This window comes from Nocardia sp. IBHARD005 (assembly GCF_052814245.1).
Map to the genome: position 1 here is coordinate 5,523,964 of NZ_CP199935.1, position 21,586 is coordinate 5,545,549.

Here is a 21,586-nt window from a genome sequence, read left to right on the forward strand (position 1 = left end):
CCGCGTGACGGGCACCGGCTCGCGGTCCCTTCCCAGCGTGGGCACGGCGAGGTCCACGGTCGCGACGACGATACTCCCGCATGCCCGCTGAACAGGACGCGCGAGCGGAAATCGGGTTCGGCAAAGGCTTACCTCACCGCGTTCTCGGCTGTGAGGACAATCTCGCGCGCGTCCCCGCCCGGCCCACCGACGACCCGACCTACAGTGACGCTGTGACCCGACCGCACGGCGCGACGCGCACGATCGACCCGGGTGTGGTGGCGGGCATCCTCGACGAGGTGTACGCGATCTGCCGCGACGACACCTCCGGCGCACCCGCCGACTACATCCCCGAGCTCGCCGCGGTCGCACCGGATTCGTTCGGGTTGTGCCTGGCCACCGCCGACGGGCTCGTCTACGAGGTCGGCGACACCGATATCGACTTCACCATCCAGTCCATCTCCAAGCCGTTCACCTATGCGCTCGCCCTCGCCGATCGCGGGCTCGACGGGGTGGCCGCGCACATCGATGTGGAGCCGTCGGGCGAGCCGTTCAACGAGATCAGCCTCGAACCCGACAGCCAGCGCCCGAGCAATCCGATGATCAACTCCGGGGCCATCACCGCGGCCTCGCTGATCAACGGCCGCGACGCCGCCGACAAGTTCGAGCGGGTCAGGCGTTGCTACTCCGGGTTCGCCGGGCGCGAGTTGACGATGAACGAGGCGGTCTATGAATCCGAGGCCCGCACCGGGTACCGCAATCGGGCGATCGGGTACATGTTGCGCTCGGTCGGCATCATCGACGTCGATCCCGACGACGCGGTCGACCGGTACTTCCGGCAGTGCTCGATCGAGATCACCTGCGCCGATCTGGCCGTGATGGCGGCGACACTCGCCGACAACGGGGTCAATCCGAGGACCCGCGAACGGGCGCTGTCGACCGCGCTCACCGAACGGGTGCTCAGCGTGATGACCACGTGCGGCATGTACAACGCCGCAGGCGACTGGGTGACCACGGTCGGGCTGCCCGCCAAGAGCGGGGTCGGCGGCGGGATCATCGCGGTGCTGCCTGGTCAGCTCGGGATCTCGGTGTATTCGCCGAGGCTGGACGGGCAGGGCAACAGCGTGCGCGGGGTCGCCGCGTGCCGGGAGCTGTCACGGCGGCTCGAGTTGCATTTCTGTCACGTGACCCGGTCGGCGCGCACGGCGATCCGCGCCGACTACTCGGTGGCGCAGCTGCCGTCACGGTTGCGCCGGACACCAGAGGACGCCGCGGTGCTGGCCGAGCAGGGTGACCGCGCGCGGGTCTACGAACTACACGGCGACCTGTTGTTCGCCGGTGCCGAGCGTGCGGTGCGGGCGATCGAGGGCAGGGCCGACGAGCTGGACGCGTTGGTGATCGACCTGCGTCGCGTCGGCGAGGTGAGCCAGGTGGCCCGCCATATGCTCGATGAATTGCAGACCGAGCTCGTGCGGCGCGGCAGCCGGGTGGCGTTGGTCGATCCCGATGCCAAGCTCGGGCACGAGGTGTCGAGTCTGGATCCCGACGACCCGCTCGGGCGGGTGTTCATCGACCGGGACACGGCGACCGAATGGTGCGAGAACGTCGTGCTCGACCGGCATCGGCAGCCGGGCACGCGCGTGGGCACATCGATAAGCCTCGACGACCATCCACTGCTGGTCGGGCTGGACACGGCCGATCGGGACCGGTTGTGCACCGATTTCGAGATGCGCACGTTCGCCCGTGGGGAGGTGATCGCCGAGCGCGGGGCGCAACGGTCGGGGCTGTATCTGATCCTCGACGGGCGGGTGCGGGTCACGTTTCCCGGCACCGACGGGCGGGTGCATCGGTTGGTGACGTTGTCGGCGGGGATGTCGTTCGGCGAGATTCCGATGCTGATCAAGGAACCGTTCGTCAACGAGATCGTCGCCGAAACGCACGTGCGGGTGGCGGTGATGAGCCCGGCCGTGTTCGACGAGCTAGCCGAGCAGCACCCGCAACTGAAACTCGCCCTGCTGCAACGACTTGCGGCCGGGGCGTACGCGCAGATGGACTCCGCTGTACGAACCGTATCGGCGAACACCGAGAACTACTGACCATCTCCGAACTCCGCTGTACGAACCGTATCGGCGAACACCGAGAACTACTGACCATCTCCGAACTCCGCTGTACGAACCGTATCGGCGAACGCCGAGAACTACTGACCATCTCCGAACTCCGCTGTACGAACCGTATCGGCGAACGCCGAGAACTACTGACCCGGGCGACGGAACTCGGTCCGGACGGGAGACGTTGAGCAGCACAGCAGCCTTCGACCGACAGGAGTACCGCGGTGAGCAAGAAGTCCTGGCAGGCGAGCACGACCACATTCGGGCGCGGGGTGGTGCGCGCGGTACCCGATCTGATCCGGTTGACGTTGTCGGTGGAATCGCGCGCCGACACCGTGGCCGCGGCGTATGGGCGTGCCGGTGACCGGGTGAGCGCGGTCGTCGCGGCGCTGCGGACAGACGGGGTGAGTGATGCGGACATGGCGACCAGTGGCTTGAGCGTGCGCACCGAGACGGTCTACACCGACAACGGGCGCAACGAAATCTCCGGCTACCTGGCGTCCACCGGGCTGAGCGTGTCGCTGCGCGAAGGGACCGGCACCGACCCCGCCGAAACCGTTGCCGCCGCAGTGAACGCGGGCGGTGACGACGTCCGCCTCGGCGGCCTCACCCGCGGCATCGCCGACCCGGCCCCCCTGCTCGAGCAAGCCCGTGACGCAGCCTTCGACGACGCGAAGGCGAAAGCCGAGCAGTACGCGACCCGCGCCGGGGTAACCCTGGGCGCCGTCCTCCAGATCACCGAGGACACCTCTCCCCCGTCGACCCGCGCCTACGACATCAGCGCCGAGATGGACTCGTCCCCGATGCTGATGGCCCGCGCCAGCTCCCCCGTCCCCGTGGTCCCCGGCGAAACCGAAGTCGGAGCAAGCGTCCGCGTGACCTGGGCCCTCGACTAACCCCTTCCAGCCTCTCCCGAAATCCGCAGCCCTACCGAACCCAGGTCATCGGTCGAGCAACGCCACACACTCCACATGGTGGGTAGCCGGAAAAGCATCAAACGCCCGCAACTCCGCAAGGTGATAGCCAGCATCCAGGTACAACCCTAGATCACGAGCGAAAGCCGCTGGATCACAACCGATATGGACGATACGCCGAGGATCGGCATCGGTGACAGCGGCAACGACATCCTTACCCGCACCCGCCCGCGGCGGATCGAGAACCACCACATCCGGCCTGCCGGAAGCACTTCGAGCCCATCGCTCGACCCGGTCACTTCGCAATTCCAGCCAGGGCAGATCACCCAGCGCCGCCGCACCGTCGACCACCGCCGACCGGGCGGACTCGATACCGGTCACCGCACCGGTCTGCCCTGTCTGCTCGGCCAGGCGTGCGGCGAACACTCCGACACCGCTGTAGAGATCCCACCCGGACCCACCAGCAGCAAGCCCCGACCATTCGGCGATCAGATCCGAATAGCATTGCGCCGCACCACGATGCGCCTGCCAGAACCCCGTCGCCGACAGCTCCCAACGACGCCCCGCCACATACTCCACAACCCGACCGGAACCTTCGACCACGCACTCCTCACGAGGCGCGTTCATCGCCGACTTACGCGAAGCCGCCCGGTCCCGGATCGCGCCACGCTCATCACCCGCGGGCGGCGCCGACTCACGACGGCGCCCCGGACGCTGACCACGACCGCGACTCGCGCCACGCGGTGTCTCGGGGCGACCGGACGGGCCGCCGGCCGGAGTCTCGGCCAGTTCCACGATGTGACGCTCACCGTCACCGTCGATCGCGACGACCAGATCAGCCCCCGGCGTCCACAGCCGATCCGCGACACCGTCGAGCGCACCGGCGACAGGCTGTGGACAGCGCAGATCCGCGATCACCTCAGTGCTGCGGTGGCGGTGCACACCCGCACGCCCCGCACCGTCCACGACCAGCCGCACCCGCGTGCGCCAACCACCGGTGACCTCACCGGAATCACCCGCGATCGGTTCGACCGTCACCTCGCGCTCGATCTTGGCCAACCGGCGCAACTGCTCTTCCACCACGGTGGCTTTGAGCGCACGCTGCGCCGCGGGCGTGGCGAAGGAGAAATCACAGCACCCCGCACCGCCCGGCCCCGACACCGGACAGGTCACGGGTACCCGGTCCGGGGACGCCTCGATGATCTCGACGGCATCGGCACGGCAGAACGAACCGCCGCGATCCTCGGTCACCCGAGCCCGCACCAGCTCACCGGGCAGTCCGTGTCGCACGAACACGACCCGGCCCTCGTGGCGCGCGACGATGAAACCACCGTGCCCCGGCGCCCCGAGACGCACCTCGAATTCTTGTCCGCTCCAATCACTCACGGCAACACCCACTCTCACCCTCGACCGGCGCGCCGCTCATTCGCGACTTCCTGGTCGTTCGAAACCTCGGCGCACCGATCCCGGTGCGTTCACATCTGCTGTTTGCTTGGCGCGAGCGGAGGAACTGAGCTGCCACGGCACGCTCGTCACCATCACACCGGGCTCGAACAGCAACCTGCCCTTCAACCGCAACGCGGACTGATTGTGCAGTACCTGCTCCCACCAGTGGCCAACCACATATTCCGGGATGAACACGGTGACCACGTCGCGCGGTGCGTTCTTGCGCACCCGCTTGACGTATTCGAGCACCGGCTTGGTGATCTCGCGGTACGGCGATTCGATCACCTTCAGCGGCACGTTGATCTCGCTGTTCTCCCACTCGCGCACCAGTTTGCGGGTGTCGGCGTCGTCGACGTTGACCGTCACCGCCTCCAGGGTGTCGGGCCGCGTGGCACGCGCGTAGGCCAGCGCCCGGCGGGTGGGCAGGTGCAGTTTGGAGACCAGCACGAGGGAGTGGGTGCGGCTGGGCAGCACACCGTCCCAGTCGGATTCGTCGAGTTCGCGCGAGACCGAGTCGTAGTGCTTGCGGATCAGCTTCATCACGATGAAGATCGCCACCATCACCAGGATCGCGATATAGGCACCGGCGAAGAACTTGGTGACCAGCACGATCACCAGCACGGTGCCGGTCGCGGTGAGACCGATCGCGTTGATCACCCGTGAGCGCTTCATCTTCGAACGTTGCGCCGGATCGGTTTCGGTGCGCAGCAACCGCGTCCAGTGCCGCAACATCCCGGTCTGGCTCAATACGAACGAGACGAACACGCCGACGATGTAGAGCTGGATCAGCTTGGACACCTCGGCACCGAAGAACACCACGAAGGCGATCGCCGCGCCCGACAGGAAGAGGATGCCGTTGGAGAAGGCCAGCCGGTCGCCGCGGGTATGCAGCTGACGGGGCAGGTAGCGGTCCTGAGCAAGGATCGAGCCGAGCACGGGGAAACCGTTGAACGCGGTGTTCGCTGCCAGCACAAGGATCAGCGCCGTGACGATGGTGATGAAGAAGAAGCCGACCGGGAAACCGTGGAACACGGTCTCGGCGAGCTGGGCGATCAGCGTCTTCTGGTGGTAGTCGGCGGGCGCACCGATCAGGTTCGAGGTGTCATGAGCGTAAACGATGCCCACTTTCTGGGCCAGGATGATGATGCCGAGCAGCAGCACGATCGCGATGGAGCCCAGCAGCAGCAGGGTGGTCGCGGCATTGCGCGACTTGGGTTTGCGGAACGCGGGCACACCGTTGCTGATGGCCTCGACACCGGTCAGCGCCGCACAGCCCGAGGAGAAGGCGCGTGCGATCAGGAAGGCGAAAGCCAGGCCGTAGAGGTGCTCGTCTTCGGCATTGAGCCCGAAACCGGCGGACTCGGCCTTGATGTCGTCGCCGAGCACATAGGCACGGAACAGCCCCCAGACCAGCATCGCAACCATGCCGACGATGAACGCGTAGGTCGGAATCGCGAACGCGGTGCCGGATTCGCGTACACCACGCAGGTTTATCGCGGTCAGGATCACGATCGCCACCACCGCGAACAACACCTTGTGCGTGGCGACGAACGGAATCGCCGAACCGATATTCGACGCGGCCGAGGAGATCGAGACCGCCACGGTGAGCACATAGTCGACCAGCAGCGCGCTGCCGACCGTCAAACCCGCGTTGGGGCCGATATTCTTGGTCGCGACTTCGTAGTCACCGCCACCGGAGGGATAGGCGTGCACATTCTGCCGGTAGCTCGCCACGACCACCGCCATCACAAACGCGACAGCGAGACCGACCCACGGCGCGTACACATAGGCCGAGATGCCCGCCGCCGACAGCACCAGGAAGATTTCCTCCGGGGCGTAGGCGACCGACGACATCGCATCGGAGGCGAACACCGGAAGAGCGATACGCTTGGGCAACAGCGTGTGGCCGAGCGTATCGCTACGGAACGGCCTGCCGAGCAGCACACGCTTGGCTGCCGTCGTCAACTTGGACACCGGGCTGAGCATAGAGGAGTTCACCAGTACCTTCGCGCGCACGTTCATCGGCGTCACGGCGATGTCTGGATTGTTTGTACCGCGTCAGCGCGGGGAAAATGGGCGATGGGAGCATCCGGCGGGTACGGTCCTTGCCGGACGCCACGGGTAGGCCAGGAACGAGGGTGCACGGTGTACGTAGTGATCATGGGGTGCGGGCGCGTCGGCTCGTCACTGGCGCGTGCGCTGACCCGGGTGGGTCACGAGGTCACGGTCATCGACCGCGATCCCACCGCGTTCCGCCGCCTCGGTGAGGGCTTCACCGGGCAGGAGGTGATCGGCGTCGGGTTCGACCGTGAGGTGCTGACCCGCGCGGGAATCGAGCGCGCCGACGCGTTCGCCGCGGTGAGCTCCGGTGACAACTCCAACATCATCTCGGCCAGGGTGGCCAGGGAGATGTTCGGTGTCGAACGTGTCGTAGCTCGCATCTACGACGCCAAGCGCGCCGAGGTGTACGAGCGACTCGGCATTCCGACGATCGCGACCGTGCCGTGGACCACCGACCGGTTCCTGCGCACCCTCATCGGCGACAACTCGACCACCACCTGGCGCGACCCCACCGGCGCGGTCGCGGTGACCCAGCTGACCCTGCACGAGGACTGGTCCGGCCGCACAGTGCGCGATCTGGAACGCGAACTGCAGGTGCGGGTGGCGTTCATCCTGCGCTTCGGCCAGGGCCTGCTTCCCGAATCCAAGACGATCGTCCAGGCCGACGACGTCGTCTACGTCGCGGCCACGTCCGGCACTGTCGGCGAGGCGATCGCGTTGGCCGCCAAGCCCCCCGTGAGCGAGGACTGAACACATGAAGGTCGCCATCGCCGGAGCGGGCGCGGTCGGGCGCTCGATCGCCAGGGAACTGCTACGCGGGGGGCATCGGGTGATGCTGCTCGAACGCCAGCTCGACCACATCGACCCGGCCGCCATCCCCGACGCCGTCTGGGTCCACGCCGACGCCTGCGAGCTGTCGCTGCTGGAGAACGCCGATCTCGAGACCTACGAGGTGGTGATCGCGGCCACCGGTGACGACAAGGCGAATCTGGTGCACGCCCTGCTCGCCAAGACCGAGTTCGGGGTGCGCCGGGTGGTGGCGCGGGTCAACGATCCACGCAACGAATGGCTGTTCAACGAGTCATGGGGCGTCGATGTGGCGGTCTCGACGCCGCGGCTGCTCGCCTCGCTCGTCGAGGAGGCCGTGTCGGTGGGTGATCTGGTGCGGCTGATGACGCTGCGTCAGGGACAGGCCAACCTGGTCGAGATCACCCTGCCCGCCGATACCCAGCTGGCGGGCAAGCCGGTGCGCACGCTGTCGATGCCGCGCGACACCGCGCTGGTGACGATCCTGCGCGGTGGCCGGGTGATCGTGCCGCAACCCGACGATCCGTTCGAGGGCGACGACGAACTGCTGTTCGTCACCTCCGTGGAAGCCGAAGAGGATCTGCGGCTGACCCTGGCGACACACGGTGTGAAGCCGTAAGTCCTTACGCCACTTTCAGTTCCGCGCGCAGCTTGTTGAGCGCGCGGTGCTGCATCACCCGGACAACGCCCGGGCTGGTGCCGATGGCCTCGGCGGTCTGGGCCGCGCTCCAGCCGAGCACGATCCGCATCACCAGCACCTCGCGGTGATTCGGGGCGAGCACCTTCATCAGTTCGTGGGTGGCGGCGCGGCGTTCGAAGGCGAGTACCCAGTCCTCCGGTCCCGCGGCAGCGCTCGCGGTGTCGGGCAGGTCGGCCGTCGGGTAGGCGGTGTGCTTGCCGCGACGGAAGGCGTCGGAGACCTTGTTGGCGGCGATACCGTAGACGAAGGCCAGGAACGACTTGCCCTGATCGCGGTAGCGCGGGATGGCGGTGACGGTGGCGATCAGGACTTCCTGGGTGACATCGTCGGCGGTGACGGTGAGATGGCCGGTGGCGCCCATCCGCGCCGAGCAGTACCGGCGAACCAGCGGGTGCACCAGGCGCATGATCTCCGCGACGGCGTCGCGGTCACCGCGGGCGGCGGGGCCGATCAGCGCGTCGAGTTCGGCGCCGATGCGCTTGCTCTCCGACAGCGCCGGCGTCGGCGTCTTGGCGGCGTCGCGGCGGGCTGCGGTGGCCGGTCGCTCATTTCGATGCTCGGTTGCCATCATGGTCGCCGGTCCTCTCACGATCATCGCGTTTTTTCGGTACGCATTGATCGTGCGACGAACAGGCGGTCGCAACCAGGCACCCCAGGGTGGGTACTTTCCCCCCTCCGGCGGCGCGCCACCCACCCTTACGCGGACACGGATTCCGTTCCGGCGCCGGGCTTGTCGGCCTTCTCAGCAGGCAGATGTCCGGCGCGGCGCACCGCCCACACGGTGACCACCAGCGCGATCGCGGTGAGCGGCCAGCCCATGCCGATGCGCGCCACGGCCAGCCAGGTGGTGTGGTCGGTGTCGTAGAGCTGCGACTGCACCAGGTAGCGGGCACCGAACACGACCACCCATACGCCCGTTGCCAGGTCGTAGAGCTTGCGGATGCGCTTGTCGGTGCGCCATCGGTGACCGTGACCGTTGAGCGCGCCCCAGATCACCCCGACGAGCGGTCTGCGCAGCAGGATCGACAGCGCGAACACACCCGCGTACACCAGGCTGGTGTAGATGCCGAACAGGAAGAAGCCCTTGGCCTCTCCCACCCGCTGGGCGATGAGCGCGCACACACCGACGCCGAGGAAGCCGGAGATCGCCGGCTGGATCGGGCTGCGCTGTACCAGCCGCCAGATGAGGATGGCGGCGGCGACGCCGAGGGCGGCCCAGATGGCCACGGTGAGGCCTGCGAAGGTGTTCACCGGGACGAAGACCAGAACGGGGAGGGTGGAATAGATCAGGCCGCTGAAACCGCCGAGCTGCTCGAGCAAGGTCTGTTCGGCCTTGCCGACCTCGGTGTCGATCTCCGGGTCCACCGATTCATCGGTGACCACGGGCAACGCCACGGTGGCTTCGGGGTCCGCGGCAATGCGGTACTCGTCGCTGGAGGGCATACGTCAGCTGTTCCCGCGCAATTCGTAGTAGGGGTTGAAGATCACTTTGCGGCCGTCGCGGTCGCCGACGCGGCCACGGACCAGAATGCGCCTGCCCGGTTCGATACCGGGAATGCGCCTGCGCCCGATCCACACCAGGGTGATGGCATCGGTGCCGTCGAAGAACTCTGCCTGCACCGTGGCACCGGCCGCCTTCGGACACGCCTCGACACTGCGGAGCCTGCCCAGAATCGTCGCCTCTTCACCGCGACAGCAATCCTTGGCCCGCCGGGCACCGGAGGCATCGACCGTCTCGGCCAATTCCTCGGCGTCGAGCTGATCGATATCGGCGGTGAGACGACGACCGAGTCGGCGAAAATATCCCGAGTCCGGACCCGATCCCGACTTGTGTCCGCCCGTGGATGACGACATGTCACGCTTCTCCCGCTAGTTGGCCGTACACCGCCACTGTAGATGGGCAAACGCCCGGCCGCTACGCTCGGTCGGTGTTGCGCACCCCACCCCAGGTCACCGTGGTCGCCCTGCCGGGGACCGGCTCCGACGCCGATTTCGCGGCCCGCGCGTTCGGGCCTGCCGCCCATGCGCGCGGACTCGCTTTCCACGCCGTCGAACCGGACCCGCAAGCCGTGATCGGGAGCTGTACCGCGGCTTTGGACGCTGCCGCGGCGCGCGGTCCGGTCCTGGCCGCGGGCATCTCCCTCGGCGCCGCGATCGCGCTCGACTGGGCAGCCGAGCACCGTAGCGCGGTTGTCGGTGTCATCACAGCATTACCCGCCTGGACGGGTGCCGAAACCGCCGCGTGCCCAGCGGCGTTGAGCGCCGCGGTTACCGCCGGGCAACTGCGAGCAGACGGCCTCGAGGCGGTGATCGAGCGGATGCGGGCGTCGAGTCCGCCGTGGTTGGCCGACGCACTGACCCAGTCGTGGCGCGGGCAGTGGCCGCATCTGCCCGCCGCGCTGGACGAGGCCGCCGGATACGCGTGGCCGTCACTGGCGGAATTGGCGAGCAACAACGTGCCGGTCGCGGTGGTGGGCGCCGGTGACGACCCGGTGCACCCGATCACTGTCGCCGAGGAATGGGCAGCGACTTTGCCGTCGGCCCGACTCCACCGAGTGACGCTGGCCGAGTTGGGCGCCGACCCAGCGATACTCGGACATGCCGGCTTCGCAGAATTGGGCGCGTTGCTACCGGCTACCGAACAGACAACGAAAAGCCTTGCAGAACAACTGATTTCGCGAGTACATCGATAACTCACCGGGCACCCCCAGCACAGGACCCACCCCGCACCGCCGGCCCGGTCACCAGCCAACCGCCTCCCCACGACCGGCAAAGTCGCGGAGAGGCGGGGGAGCCTAGTTCAGGCCTAGTTGTTGCATGGCCGAACCGTCCGCGCCTCGGCGCGGCTCGTCCGGCAGCTTCGGCGGGAGGGCCGAGGGCGGCGGGGCGGCCGCGGCGGCCGCTTGTGCCTCGAGGGCGTCCTGCTGGGCCTGGACCTGCTGCTGGTGGGCGGCGGCCAGCTGTTCGGCCAGTTCCTGCGGCAGGACCACCGGGAGCGGGTCGCGTACGGGCAGAGGGTCGGTGCCGCGGCGGACCACGGCGTCGGCCAGGACCGCGCGGGCCGCGGTGATCAGCGGGCTACGGTCGTCGACGGCGCCCTTGGGACCAGCGGCGACCAGGCGGATCATCCAGCGCGGGCCGTCGACGCCGATGAAGCGCAGGTCGGCGCCCTCGGTGATCGCCTTGACCTCACGGCCCCACGGGCCCTTCTCGACCGCCACGCTCGCGCCGTCACCGCGCAGCGACTCGGCCAGATCCGCGGCGACCGTGCGCCACTGGCCCGCCGACTTCGGCGCTGCGTAGGCGGCGACGGTGAGCCTGCCGTGCTCGGTCGCCAGGTGCACCGCCTGCGGGGTGCCGTCGGGGCTCATCTCCACCTGCAACTGCCCGCCCTGGGGCACCGGAATGAGCACCGAACCCAGGTCCAGGCGCCGCGAGATCGCTTCGTCGGAGACCTCGCTGATGTCGTAGGGGCCCGCGGCGGCATCGGGGGCGTGGTCGAAGTTGCCGTAGATGCGCTCATCGGTCGGCGCGTCGTCGAAGTCGAGGCGCGCGAAGTCGGGGCGCTGGAACTCGTCGGTGTCGTACTCGTCGGAGTCCGCGTCCAGGTCGTACTCGACCTCGTCGTACTCGACCTCGTCGTACTCGACCTCGTCGTACTCGACGTAGTCGGCCTCGTCGTCGCGCGCGCGCTTCTTCTTTCCGAACAGACCCATCACGCCTCCTTGCCGGCCAGGCTGGCGTGCCCGCCGCTGGACCCGTATCCGCCGGTGCCGCGGGCGGTGTCGTCGAGATCGTCGACCTCGGCGAAATCGACCAACTCGACCCGCTGCACCAGCAACTGCGCGATGCGGTCACCGCGTCGCAGCTCGATGGCGGTGCGCGGGTCGTGGTTGATCAGGCACACCTTGATCTCACCGCGGTAGCCCGCGTCGACCGTGCCGGGCGTATTGACCACCGACAGACCGGCCTTCGCGGCCAAGCCCGAGCGGGGATGGATCAAGCCGACCGTGCCCATCGGCAACGCGATCGCGATCCCGGTGCCGACCAGCACCCGCTCGCCCGGTTCGATGATCACATCCTCGGTGGTACAGAGGTCGACGCCCGCGTCACCCGGATGGGCACGCGTCGGCACAGGGATGCCGGGATCGAGCCGCCGCAGCGGAATCGGTGCAAGTGCGTTCACATCGGTCGAGACTACGCGGTCCAGGCCGGACCTTCTCGTCGCAGCCCTGGTGCGGTGACCTAGTGTTGAGGGGTGCCCGACCAGCCCCATTCCCCGACGACCGCGACCGCAGACACCGACCACCGCGCGCCGAGCGCGCAGGGTCCGTCGCCCTACTCCGAGCGCCTGTGGGTGCCCCTGTGGTGGTGGCCGGTCGGCTTCGCGATCGCGGGCCTGCTCGCGGCCGAGATCCACATGGGTGCGCCGGGGCTACGGGCTTGGCTGCCGTATGTGCTGCTGGCGCCGGTCCCGGTCTGGATTCTGTTGTGGATGAGCAGGCATCGCCTGGAGGTCACCGTGGCCGACGATGGTACGGCGGAGCTGCGCGTCGACCGTGCCCACCTGCCGGTGAGCTTCGTCGCGCGTGCCGTGGCCGTCGCGCCGACGGCCAAGAGCGCGGCGCTGGGCCGACAACTCGACCCCGCCGCCTATGTGCAGCATCGGGCCTGGATCGGCACGATGGCATTGCTGGTGCTGGACGACCCGGACGATCCGACGCCGTACTGGTTGGTCAGTACGCGGAGGCCGGACCGGGTCTTGACCGCGCTCGGACTCCCGAGCGCGGGCTGACCCTTCCTCGCTGATCCGTACTGGATCAGAGTGCGCAGTCCATGCAGATCAGCTGGCCACATAGTGATGCGCACTGCTCTGCTTCAGAGCGCGCAGTCCATGCAGATCAGCTGGCCACATAGTGATGCGCACTGCCCTGCTTCAGAGCGCGCAGTCCATGCAGATCAGCTGGCCACCCTTCTCGGTGGCCAGTCGGCTGCGGTGATGCACGAGGAAACAGCTCGAGCAGGTGAACTCGTCAGCCTGCTTCGGGACCACCCGAACGCTGAGTACCTCGTCGGACAAATCCGCGCCGGGAAGCTCGAACGATTCCGCTGTATCGGATTCGTCGATGTCCACGACGGCGGACTGCGCCTCGTTGCGGCGCGCCTTCAGCTCCTCGAGCGAATCCTCCGACACCTCGTCGGATTCGGTGCGCCGCGGTGCGTCATAGTCGGTTGCCATGTCGTCTTCCCCTCAGTCCTTACTCCGTATATCCCGGATCAGTCGATTGCCGTAACCCCGCAGGGGTCCGGCATTCGTACCGCCCCGCCGGTGGTGCACCTCACACGTGCACCGGTGGTCTATCAGGTTCGATCGGCCAGCGATCTATTCCGACAGCGTTCGGTAAACGCAGGACATGCCCTTGTTGTTCCCGCGACCGACCACCGTTTCACCGGTAAATATTCGATCTGGGCGGCCAGACAATAGCGGACCAATGGGCGAAAGTCGCAATCAAACCCGCGCCGAGCCGAAACCGACGACGAATCGTCACCTGCCGGGAAACTCGCCGAGACCTCCCGGACTCGCGCACCGCCGTGGGACTCGTAGAGTGAGCGCGTGGTTTCACTGATCACCGAAGGCAGCGCGACTGATCGCGACGGCAAACCCTTTCCGCGGCGGCGGCCCGAGCTCTGGCTCGCGCTCGTCCTCGTGCTGGCTCTGGTGAGCCTGTTCGTCTGGATCACGGCGTTCCGAACTCGTGACGACAGCAACGAACCGATGGCGTGCAACGCGCCGAGCACGCCGACGGCCACCAACGCACCGAAGCCCGCGGCAGTGGGCACCCGAGTGGGTCCGACGCGGCTCGCGGAGGTCGACCCGGCGGCCCTGTCGGAGTCCAGGGTGCGGGTGTTCAACGCCAACGGCAAGAGCGGCCAGGCGGGCAACATCGCCTCGGCGCTGGCCGATCTCGGCTTCGCCGGCGCGCCGGGGACACAGGTCGGTAACGATCCGGTCTATGTCAGCGGCGACCTCACCTGCACCGGTCAGATCCGGTTCGGCGTGAACGGTCGACCGGCGGCCGCCTCGGTGCAGCTGATCGCGCCCTGCGCCGAGCTGATCGAGGACCCGCGCACCGACGACACCGTCGATCTGGTCCTCGGGCACGCGTTCGGCGAGTCGCTGCGCCCCGGTGCCGACGCCGAGGCGGTGCTCCGGTCGCTGAAGAACCTGGCCCCGGGAGCGAGCTCGTCCTCGATCGATCCGGAACTCGTCGACGCCGCGCGCGAAGTCAAGTGCTGAGCTAGTCCGGTAGGGCTGTCGGCGCGCCGACACGGTCGAGTAGCTCGTTGAGGTCCTTCGCGATGCCGGGGGCGGCTACGACCGTGAGTTCGCCCGCGGCGCCGCCGACGGTGACCGGGGGGACGTGGACGACCGCGCCCGCTTCGGCGGCGATGAGGGCGCCCGCGGCCCAGTCCCAGGCATTGAGGCCGTGTTCGTAGTAGGCCTCGAGCCTGCCCGAGGCGACATGGCACAGGTCCATGGCGGCCGCGCCGAGGCGGCGGATGTCGCGAATCCGCGGGAGGATCTCGGTGAGCAGCTGTGCCTGGCGGGCACGGCGCGCGCTGCCGTAGGCGAAGCCGGTGGCTACCAGGGCCACCGAGAGCGAATCCTCGCTACTGCACCGAAGTGTCACGCGGGTGCCGTCCGGGCGCACAGCGTGCGATCCAGCGCCCAGTGCGGCGCTGTAGGTGGTCGCGGCGGCCACGTCGACCACGGCGCCCGCCACGGGCTTGCCATCGACCACCGCACCCACCGAGACGGCGTAGCCGGGGAGCCCGTAGAGGAAATTCACGGTGCCGTCGATCGGGTCGACGACCCAGGTGACGGTGCCCGGCGCGGTGGCGCCGACATCGCCGCCACCCTCCTCCCCCAGAATCGCGTCGCCGGGCCTGTGCTCGGCGAGCAGCCAGCGGATCAGCTGTTCGGATTCGGTGTCGACAATCGTGACCGGATCGGTGACGTGTCCCTTGGTGGCCACGGCGCCCGCCACGGGTCCGCCGTCGGCGAACACCTCGGGCCTGCGGGCGCGCACATGCGCGGCGGCCGCTTCGGCGAGCTCGACGGCAAGGCGCCGCAACTGCTCGTAATCGGCGGAGGTGCTGGGGGCTGTCGGGGTCGCGGGCTCGGTGTATTCGGGCACCTCTCCATCGCATCACATGTCGTGGCGCGTCGCGCGGGAGGTGACTACCGCTACTCTCCATCCTGGTGCCTGTCAGGCACATCGACCGCGTCAGCAAGGGGTTGAACCATGTCCACTCGGGGGCACGCATTCGGGATCGATATCGGCGGCAGCGGCGTGAAGGGCGCCGAGGTCGATCTGGCCACCGGCCTGCTCACCCATGACCGCATCAAGATCGCGACACCGCAGCCGTCAACGCCCGCTGCCGTCGCGGCGGCGGTCGCGCAACTGGTCGCGCAGGCGGGATGGGAAGGTCCGGTCGGCATCACCATGCCGTGCGTGGTGCTCGACGGCCACGCTAGAACGGCGGCCAACATCGACCAGGCCTGGATCGGCACCGATGCCCGCGCGTTGTTCGCCGAGGCACTGGGTGGGCGAGCCGTCACCGTGCTCAACGACGCCGACGCCGCGGGCCTGGCCGAGGACTCCTACGGCGCGGCTCGCGACCTCGACGGGCTGACGCTGCTGCTCACCTTCGGCACCGGCATCGGCTCCGCGCTGCTCTACAACGGCGTGCTGGTGCCCAACTCCGAACTCGGCCATCTCGAGATCGAGGGCGTCGACGCCGAGGATCTGGCCGCGGCCTCGGTCAAGGACAACGAGGACCTCACCTACCCCGAGTGGGCGCAGCGGGTGAGTCGCGTGTTGCGCCATATCGAGGATCTGTTCTGGCCGAAGGTGATCGTGGCGGGCGGCGGCATCAGCCGTGATCACGAACTGTGGATTCCCTTGCTCACCAACCGAACTCCCGTGATTGCGGCCGTGTTGAAGAACACCGCGGGTATCGTCGGCGCGGCGATGGCCATCGATGCGGGCATCGCGCCGTAGCCCGGCGCGGCGGGTGACGCAACGCCTGGGTGGCATCGTGCCATCAGTACCCTGGTTGGATCGTTACAATGGAACACGTCCGGCGGTGAGCCGGTGAAACCTTCCGGCCGCGGCCGGTCGCGAGAAGGTCGGTGAACGAGCGCCGACTTCCCCCGGCCGACGCATCGCCGGTGCAACCCGACCGACCGCTCCGCCGGAAAACCACTCTGGCGTGACGCCGCACGAGACCGTCACGAAAGGGCGTACGTGGTAGCCACGAATACCCGTCAGACCGCCGACTCGGCCTCCGACGCCGATGCCGACGACGCCGTAACCCCGGCCAAGAAAGCGCCGGCCAAAAAGGCCGCCGCCAAAAAGGCCCCGGCGAAGAAGGCCGTAGCCAAGAAGGCGCCGGCGAAGAAGGCTGCCGCCAAGAAGGCTCCGGCCAAGAAGACCGCCGCGAAGAAGGCGACCTCGGGCGAGGGCGGAGAGGAGCAGCTCGACGACGAGTCGGTCGACGTCGACGATCTCGGTGATCTCGAAGTCGCCGAGGACGAACTCGTCGGCGAGGAAGTCGTCGTCGAAGACGTCGCCGAGGAAACGGCCGAGGTCGCCGAGACCGCGGAGCCGTCCGAGAAAGACAAGGCTTCCGGCGATTTCGTCTGGGACGAGGAGGAGTCCGAAGCGCTGCGTCAAGCACGCAAGGACGCCGAGCTCACCGCCTCCGCCGACTCGGTGCGCGCCTACCTCAAGCAGATCGGCAAGGTCGCGCTGCTCAACGCGGAAGAGGAGGTCGAACTCGCCAAGCGGATCGAGGCCGGCCTGTTCGCCGCGGAGAAGATGCGCGAGTTCGCCGAGGCGGGCGAGAAACTCTCGGTGACGACACGCCGCGACTTCAACTGGATCGTGCGCGATGGCAACCGGGCCAAGAACCACCTGCTCGAGGCCAACCTGCGCCTGGTGGTCTCGCTGGCCAAGCGCTACACCGGTCGCGGCATGGCGTTCCTGGATCTCATCCAGGAGGGCAACCTCGGTCTGATCCGCGCGGTCGAGAAGTTCGACTACACCAAGGGTTACAAGTTCTCGACCTACGCGACGTGGTGGATCCGTCAGGCCATCACCCGCGCCATGGCCGATCAGGCCCGCACCATCCGTATCCCGGTGCACATGGTCGAAGTGATCAACAAGCTCGGCCGCATCCAGCGCGAGCTGCTCCAGGACCTGGGCCGTGAGCCCACGCCGGAGGAGCTCGCCAAGGAAATGGACATCACGCCGGAGAAGGTGCTGGAGATCCAGCAGTACGCGCGTGAGCCCATCTCGCTGGACCAGACCATCGGCGACGAGGGCGACAGCCAGCTCGGTGACTTCATCGAGGATTCCGAGGCGGTCGTCGCGGTCGACGCGGTGAGCTTCACCCTGCTGCAGGATCAGCTGCAGTCGGTGCTGGAGACGCTGTCCGAGCGTGAAGCGGGCGTGGTGCGGTTGCGCTTCGGCCTCACCGACGGTCAGCCGCGCACCCTCGACGAGATCGGCCAGGTCTACGGCGTCACGCGTGAGCGCATCCGCCAGATCGAGTCGAAGACGATGAGCAAGCTGCGCCACCCGAGCCGTTCGCAGGTTCTGCGCGACTACCTCGACTAATAGTTCTACGAAACGAGGCCCGTACCACCGAATCGGTGGTACGGGCCTCGTTTTCGTTTCGATCGCTACATTCCCAGCGGTCTGTTTTATCCAATTCACCGACGGGGTAATCGTTTCGTGATCAACCCCACACAAGTGGATTGCACTGTGTAGGAAACGGATTGGCGATCTTCACCGTATCGTCACGTTCAGCTTTTCGTTCTACCGCCTCGAGTCTGCGGTATCGGCATTGAGGGTTTTTCGCGCGTGCTCGACATTTATCACTTCAGCTACGGCTGGATCACCCCTGTTCTCGCCTACTTCATGTCTGTCACGGGCTGTCTGCTCGGGCTCCAGTGCGCGGCTCGGGGTCGCAATGCCGACGAGGGACGGGTCGCCTGGCTGATCGGTGCCGCGATCGCGATCGGCGGAACCGGCATCTGGGTCATGCATTTCATCGCCATGCTCGGCTTCACCATCCGCGGCGCCGACATTCGCTACCACATCCCGTTGACGCTGTGCAGCGCGATCACCGCGATGGCGGTGGTCGGGATCGGGCTGTTCATGGTGAACAAGCCGCAGCCGACCCTGCGCTCGTTGCTCCTCGGTGGCACCATCACCGGCCTCGGTGTCGGGACCATGCACTACACCGGCATGTACGCGATGAAGTCCAGCGCGACCGTGAAATACGACCCGGCGATCGTGGCACTGTCGATGGTGATCGCGGTGGTGGCTTCGGTCGTGGCGCTGTGGTTCACGTTGCGCGTCAAGGGTTTTCTCGCCACCGTGGGGGCGGCGCTGATCATGGGCGTGGCCGTGTGCGGCATGCACTACACCGCGATGGCGTCGATGCACGCGCACACCGGGCAGCAGACCGCGCCCGCGACGGGCGCCGAGGCGATGGATCTGCTGGCTCCGCTGATCGGGGTGAGCAGCATCGTCACGATGCTCGTGTTGATCAGTGTGAGCCTCACCGAGATCGAGAACGAGGAAGCGCTACCGCGCATGTGGCTCACCTCGCGGCATCGTCCGCGGCCACGACCGGTCAGGCGCACACCGCCGGTCGCGCAGTTCGCGCCGGCGCCGCAGCAGCAGTACCGCACCGAGGAACTGAGTTACGACGGTGCAGGCGCTTGGCCGCGTCGCGTCGTCGACTGATCAGCTCGTCGTGACATCCGAACGGCGCCTGACGAATTCGACCACCGGCTCGACCACGCGCGCCGCGATCGGCCCGAGGATCGCCATCAGCAGCACATAGGCCGAGGCCAGCGCGGCCAGTTTCACGTCGGCCTTGCCGTAGGCGACCGCCAATCCGGCGATGACAATGGAGAATTCGCCGCGCGCCACCAGCGCCGCGCCCGCCCGCGCGCGACCCATCCGCCGGATTCCCTGCTTGCTCGCCGCCCACCAGCCCACCGCGATCTTGGTGCCGGTGGTCACCACCGCCAACGCCACCGCCCAGCCGAATACCGGCGGGATCGCGGCCGGGTCGATCGACAGGCCGAACGCGACGAAGAAGATCGCGGCGAACAGATCGCGCAGCGGCTCCAGCAGTTTCGCCGCCTCGTGCGCGGTGGATCCCGAGATGGCGATGCCGAGCAGGAACGCGCCGACCGCTGCCGAGACATTGAGCGCCGAGGCCACACCGGCCACGAGCAGTGCGGCACCGAGCAGCTGGAGCAGGAACACTTCGCGATCGGCGCTGTCGAGTACCGCCGAGACCACCCGCCCGAAACGCAGCGCGACCACGAGCACCACCGTGATGGTCGCGAGCGCGATCGCGAGGGAGATCAGTCCGTTCAGCAGGCTCAGCCCCGCCAGCATCATGGTCAGGATCGGCAGGTACACCGCCATCGCGAGGTCTTCGAGCACCAGGATCGACAGCACCACCGGGGTCTCGCGGTTACCGAGGCGGCCCAGATCGTCGAGTACCTTGGCCACGATCCCCGATGACGAGATGTAGGTGACCCCGCCGAGCACGACGGCACCGAGCACACCCCAGCCCAGGATCAGCGCCACCGCGACGCCGGGGAGCGCGTTGGCCACCAGGTCGAGCACTCCGGCCGCCCAGGAGCGCCGCAGGCCGGTCATCAGCTCGGGGGCGGTGTACTCGAGCCCGAGCAGCAACAGCAGCAGCACGACGCCGATCTCGCTCGCTATGTGCCCGAACTCGGTGGCGGCGTCGAGTTCGAAGAACCCGCCGCGACCGAACGCCAGCCCGCCGAGCAGGTACAGCGGAATCGGTGACATCCCGAACCGGCCGGCCACTCGCCCGCAGATCCCCAGCGCGAACAAGATCACGCCGAGCTCGAGCAGCGCCAAGGCCTGCGAGGTCACGGCGCTCAGCCGTGCATGAGAATCTTCGCGGCCGCTTCCAGGCCGTCCGGGGTGCCGACGACCACGAGCAGATCACCCTCGGTGAAGGTGAAGTCCGGGCCGGGTGACGGGTGGAGCTGACCGGCGCGCATCACCGCGACGATCGAGGTCTTGGTGCGGGTGCGCATGCCGGTCTCGCCGAGCGTTCGTCCCGCATAGGGTGATTCGTCGACGATGGCGAGCTGGCGGGTGGTGATGCCCGGCAGATCGCGATGGTCGTCGTTGAGTTTGGCGACCAGCTGCGGCGCCCCGAGCAGGTTCGCCAGCACCGACGCCTCGTCGGTGGACAGCGGCACCTGCGCCGCGATGGCGTCCGGGTCGTCGGGTTTGGACACGATCAGATCGATGTCACCGTCGCGGTGGGCGACCACCCCGACGCGGCGCCCCGACCTGACCTCGAAATCCTTCCGCACTCCGATGCCCGGTAGCGCTGTGACGTCGACGTTCACATCGTCAACAGTAGCCGCGCCCAGCGTCGATTGTGGTCTACGCCACTCCGTCCCGGCGCGGTGTGGTGAACACGCCGTCGGGGCCGGGCAGGTACGGCTGTGCGGCGAGCACCGCGGCGACCGGCAGCGGGGCGTAGAGATGCGGGAAGAGCATCGACGACGGGTCGCTCGGCACGCCCGGCTCCCACTTCACCTCGCCGGTGAACGCCGTCGGGTCCAGCCACAGCACGACCATGTCGGCGCGCCCGGCGAAGAGCCGATTGGCGGGCAGGTGGACCTGCTCGGGGGTGGACAGATGGACGAAGCCTGCGTCGGCCAGTGACGGCGGCCTGCGTTCGCCCGCGCTGCGGGCTTGTTCCCATTCTTGGGAAGAACACAGGTGAACAAGCGTGTGAGTGTCGGATGTCACGGGTAATCTCCGGGTAGACAACAGGTTCGGACGGTCAAGACCCTGTCACAGGTCGACATGATCGGCCCGGTTCGGTGGTGCGCCCCGTGCGCAGCGAGCAACACCGCAGCGAGCGACATATCGATGAGTATCGGGATCGAGTGGGAGGTGGTATCAGCGCTTCGCGGGTGATCGGTGGGTGCTCGAATCCGACGACCGGCGGGTGTTCGCTTTCAGCGAAACCGCAGGTCTGTTATCGAAAACACAAAGATTCACTTCCGGGAACAAAGCCTGAACCCCGAACGTCTGACAGAGTAGTCGTACCACTGCTGGGAAGTAGCGGACGCGAGCCGCGTGGAGTGACCACGAGGCCCACACCTAGGCGAACGGCCACGCAGCGCCGGGAGCCGGGACGGAGGAGTCATGCCAGGAACCCTGACCAGCACCCCACTGACCGCGATTGATCGTTGCGATCGTTGCGGGGCGGCTGCCCGAGTGCGTGCCGTGCTTCCCGCGGGTGGCGAGTTGCTCTTCTGCCAGCACCACGCGAATGAACACATGGACCGCTTGCGCGAACTCGAAGCCGTGATCAACACGGACGAAGCTCCCGCGATCTGACCACTCCTCGCGTCCGGAACAACCACATCTGACAACCGAAAACTCCCGACAGCGGGCGACCCGGACAGGGCGCCC

The 21,586-nt window shown here is 67.7% G+C and carries 23 protein-coding genes; 11 read left to right on the forward strand and 12 right to left on the reverse strand.

Annotation, left to right across the window (positions count from 1 at the left end):
- Window positions 1-80 precede the first annotated feature (80 nt).
- Together glsA and ACTWPB_RS26015 are read left to right on the forward strand one after the other, a co-directional pair.
- Complete coding sequence (gene glsA, locus ACTWPB_RS26010) at window positions 81-2,075, forward strand: glutaminase A (protein WP_446223145.1); 1,995 nt, start codon at window positions 81-83, stop codon at window positions 2,073-2,075.
- A 236-nt stretch (window positions 2,076-2,311) separates the two neighbouring features.
- Window positions 2,312-2,983: an SIMPL domain-containing protein gene (locus ACTWPB_RS26015; RefSeq protein WP_446223146.1), complete on the forward strand. Its 672-nt coding sequence runs from the start codon at window positions 2,312-2,314 to the stop codon at window positions 2,981-2,983.
- Between the two features lie 45 nt (window positions 2,984-3,028).
- Here the strand turns inward: ACTWPB_RS26015 and ACTWPB_RS26020 are convergent, their stop codons facing one another.
- Window positions 3,029-4,387, reverse strand: a complete 1,359-nt coding sequence (locus tag ACTWPB_RS26020) for a class I SAM-dependent RNA methyltransferase (protein WP_446223147.1) — start codon at window positions 4,385-4,387, stop codon at window positions 3,029-3,031.
- Between the two features lie 36 nt (window positions 4,388-4,423).
- Entirely contained in the window at window positions 4,424-6,421 is a 1,998-nt protein-coding gene (locus ACTWPB_RS26025) for an APC family permease (protein ID WP_446223148.1), read from the reverse strand.
- Window positions 6,422-6,592: 171 nt separating this feature from the next.
- Between ACTWPB_RS26025 and ACTWPB_RS26030 the strand changes: the two genes are divergently transcribed.
- Window positions 6,593-7,258, forward strand: coding sequence for a potassium channel family protein (locus ACTWPB_RS26030; protein ID WP_446223149.1), 666 nt, complete (start codon window positions 6,593-6,595; stop codon window positions 7,256-7,258).
- 4 nt (window positions 7,259-7,262) lie between these two features.
- Window positions 7,263-7,934: a potassium channel family protein gene (locus ACTWPB_RS26035; RefSeq protein ID WP_446223150.1), complete on the forward strand. Its 672-nt coding sequence runs from the start codon at window positions 7,263-7,265 to the stop codon at window positions 7,932-7,934.
- Between the two features lie 4 nt (window positions 7,935-7,938).
- On the opposite strand, the gene ACTWPB_RS26040 is transcribed toward ACTWPB_RS26035, so the two are convergent.
- The 3 genes from ACTWPB_RS26040 to ACTWPB_RS26050 all read right to left on the reverse strand — a co-directional run bounded on the left by ACTWPB_RS26040 (window position 7,939) and on the right by ACTWPB_RS26050 (window position 9,869).
- A complete protein-coding gene (locus tag ACTWPB_RS26040) occupies window positions 7,939-8,583 on the reverse strand; it encodes a sigma-70 family RNA polymerase sigma factor (RefSeq protein WP_446226484.1) in 645 nt (214 codons plus the stop codon).
- 128 nt (window positions 8,584-8,711) lie between these two features.
- Entirely contained in the window at window positions 8,712-9,458 is a 747-nt protein-coding gene (locus ACTWPB_RS26045) for a DUF3159 domain-containing protein (RefSeq protein WP_446223151.1), read from the reverse strand.
- A 3-nt stretch (window positions 9,459-9,461) separates the two neighbouring features.
- Window positions 9,462-9,869 carry an OB-fold nucleic acid binding domain-containing protein gene (locus tag ACTWPB_RS26050; RefSeq protein WP_101466671.1) on the reverse strand — a complete coding sequence of 136 codons (408 nt, stop codon included), beginning with the start codon at window positions 9,867-9,869 and terminating at the stop codon, window positions 9,462-9,464.
- Window positions 9,870-9,943: 74 nt separating this feature from the next.
- Between ACTWPB_RS26050 and ACTWPB_RS26055 the strand changes: the two genes are divergently transcribed.
- Window positions 9,944-10,708, forward strand: coding sequence for an alpha/beta fold hydrolase (locus tag ACTWPB_RS26055; protein ID WP_446223152.1), 765 nt, complete (start codon window positions 9,944-9,946; stop codon window positions 10,706-10,708).
- 102 nt (window positions 10,709-10,810) lie between these two features.
- Here ACTWPB_RS26055 and ACTWPB_RS26060 read toward each other — a convergent pair whose 3' ends face one another.
- Window positions 10,811-11,725: a DUF3710 domain-containing protein gene (locus ACTWPB_RS26060; RefSeq protein WP_446226485.1), complete on the reverse strand. Its 915-nt coding sequence runs from the start codon at window positions 11,723-11,725 to the stop codon at window positions 10,811-10,813.
- Window positions 11,726-11,730: 5 nt separating this feature from the next.
- On the reverse strand, window positions 11,731-12,201 hold the full coding sequence (gene dut, locus ACTWPB_RS26065; RefSeq protein WP_266290988.1) for a dUTP diphosphatase: 471 nt from the start codon (window positions 12,199-12,201) through the stop codon (window positions 11,731-11,733).
- Window positions 12,202-12,273: 72 nt separating this feature from the next.
- On the opposite strand from dut, the gene ACTWPB_RS26070 reads away from it, so the two are divergent.
- The gene (locus ACTWPB_RS26070) at window positions 12,274-12,810 is read left to right on the forward strand and encodes a DUF3093 domain-containing protein (protein ID WP_446223153.1); all 537 of its coding nucleotides are present in this window, start codon (window positions 12,274-12,276) and stop codon (window positions 12,808-12,810) included.
- Window positions 12,811-12,951: 141 nt separating this feature from the next.
- Here ACTWPB_RS26070 and ACTWPB_RS26075 read toward each other — a convergent pair whose 3' ends face one another.
- Window positions 12,952-13,254: a DUF4193 domain-containing protein gene (locus ACTWPB_RS26075; protein ID WP_056811237.1), complete on the reverse strand. Its 303-nt coding sequence runs from the start codon at window positions 13,252-13,254 to the stop codon at window positions 12,952-12,954.
- Window positions 13,255-13,629: 375 nt separating this feature from the next.
- On the opposite strand from ACTWPB_RS26075, the gene cei reads away from it, so the two are divergent.
- On the forward strand, window positions 13,630-14,313 hold the full coding sequence (gene cei / locus ACTWPB_RS26080) for an envelope integrity protein Cei (RefSeq protein WP_446223154.1): 684 nt from the start codon (window positions 13,630-13,632) through the stop codon (window positions 14,311-14,313).
- Window position 14,314: 1 nt separating this feature from the next.
- On the opposite strand, the gene ACTWPB_RS26085 is transcribed toward cei, so the two are convergent.
- On the reverse strand, window positions 14,315-15,214 hold the full coding sequence (locus ACTWPB_RS26085) for an inositol monophosphatase family protein (protein WP_446223155.1): 900 nt from the start codon (window positions 15,212-15,214) through the stop codon (window positions 14,315-14,317).
- 108 nt (window positions 15,215-15,322) lie between these two features.
- Between ACTWPB_RS26085 and ppgK the strand changes: the two genes are divergently transcribed.
- The 3 genes from ppgK (at window position 15,323) to ACTWPB_RS26100 (ending at window position 18,838) form a co-directional block, all read left to right on the forward strand.
- Complete coding sequence (ppgK, locus tag ACTWPB_RS26090; RefSeq protein WP_446223156.1) at window positions 15,323-16,081, forward strand: polyphosphate--glucose phosphotransferase; 759 nt, start codon at window positions 15,323-15,325, stop codon at window positions 16,079-16,081.
- A gap of 246 nt (window positions 16,082-16,327) precedes the next feature.
- Complete coding sequence (locus ACTWPB_RS26095) at window positions 16,328-17,701, forward strand: RNA polymerase sigma factor (protein ID WP_446223157.1); 1,374 nt, start codon at window positions 16,328-16,330, stop codon at window positions 17,699-17,701.
- 246 nt (window positions 17,702-17,947) lie between these two features.
- Window positions 17,948-18,838 (forward strand): MHYT domain-containing protein, encoded by an 891-nt coding sequence (locus tag ACTWPB_RS26100; protein WP_446223158.1) that lies wholly within the window; start codon window positions 17,948-17,950, stop codon window positions 18,836-18,838.
- Here ACTWPB_RS26100 and ACTWPB_RS26105 read toward each other — a convergent pair whose 3' ends face one another.
- Genes ACTWPB_RS26105 through ACTWPB_RS26115 form a run of 3 tightly spaced genes read right to left on the reverse strand, consistent with a single transcriptional unit; the run spans window position 18,839 to window position 20,914 of the window.
- Window positions 18,839-20,017 (reverse strand): cation:proton antiporter, encoded by a 1,179-nt coding sequence (locus ACTWPB_RS26105; RefSeq protein WP_446223159.1) that lies wholly within the window; start codon window positions 20,015-20,017, stop codon window positions 18,839-18,841.
- Between the two features lie 5 nt (window positions 20,018-20,022).
- On the reverse strand, window positions 20,023-20,505 hold the full coding sequence (locus ACTWPB_RS26110; RefSeq protein WP_378914854.1) for a cation:proton antiporter regulatory subunit: 483 nt from the start codon (window positions 20,503-20,505) through the stop codon (window positions 20,023-20,025).
- A gap of 37 nt (window positions 20,506-20,542) precedes the next feature.
- Window positions 20,543-20,914: a DUF952 domain-containing protein gene (locus ACTWPB_RS26115; protein ID WP_446223160.1), complete on the reverse strand. Its 372-nt coding sequence runs from the start codon at window positions 20,912-20,914 to the stop codon at window positions 20,543-20,545.
- Between the two features lie 402 nt (window positions 20,915-21,316).
- Here ACTWPB_RS26115 and ACTWPB_RS26120 point away from each other — a divergent pair, with 402 nt between their 5' ends.
- Window positions 21,317-21,511, forward strand: coding sequence for a DUF7455 domain-containing protein (locus ACTWPB_RS26120; protein ID WP_378944895.1), 195 nt, complete (start codon window positions 21,317-21,319; stop codon window positions 21,509-21,511).
- Window positions 21,512-21,586: the final 75 nt, after the last annotated feature.

What these genes read in the sequence shown, in the direction of transcription:
- glsA (WP_446223145.1), top strand. Translation starts at nt 81, where the DNA reads ATGCCCGCTGAACAGGACGCGCGAGCGGAAATCGGGTTCGGCAAAGGC.
- ACTWPB_RS26035 (WP_446223150.1), top strand. Translation starts at nt 7,263, where the DNA reads ATGAAGGTCGCCATCGCCGGAGCGGGCGCGGTCGGGCGCTCGATCGCC.
- ACTWPB_RS26040 (WP_446226484.1), bottom strand. Translation starts at nt 8,583, where the DNA reads ATGGCAACCGAGCATCGAAATGAGCGACCGGCCACCGCAGCCCGCCGC.
- ACTWPB_RS26045 (WP_446223151.1), bottom strand. Translation starts at nt 9,458, where the DNA reads ATGCCCTCCAGCGACGAGTACCGCATTGCCGCGGACCCCGAAGCCACC.
- ACTWPB_RS26050 (WP_101466671.1), bottom strand. Translation starts at nt 9,869, where the DNA reads ATGTCGTCATCCACGGGCGGACACAAGTCGGGATCGGGTCCGGACTCG.
- ACTWPB_RS26075 (WP_056811237.1), bottom strand. Translation starts at nt 13,254, where the DNA reads ATGGCAACCGACTATGACGCACCGCGGCGCACCGAATCCGACGAGGTG.
- ppgK (WP_446223156.1), top strand. Translation starts at nt 15,323, where the DNA reads ATGTCCACTCGGGGGCACGCATTCGGGATCGATATCGGCGGCAGCGGC.
- ACTWPB_RS26120 (WP_378944895.1), top strand. Translation starts at nt 21,317, where the DNA reads ATGCCAGGAACCCTGACCAGCACCCCACTGACCGCGATTGATCGTTGC.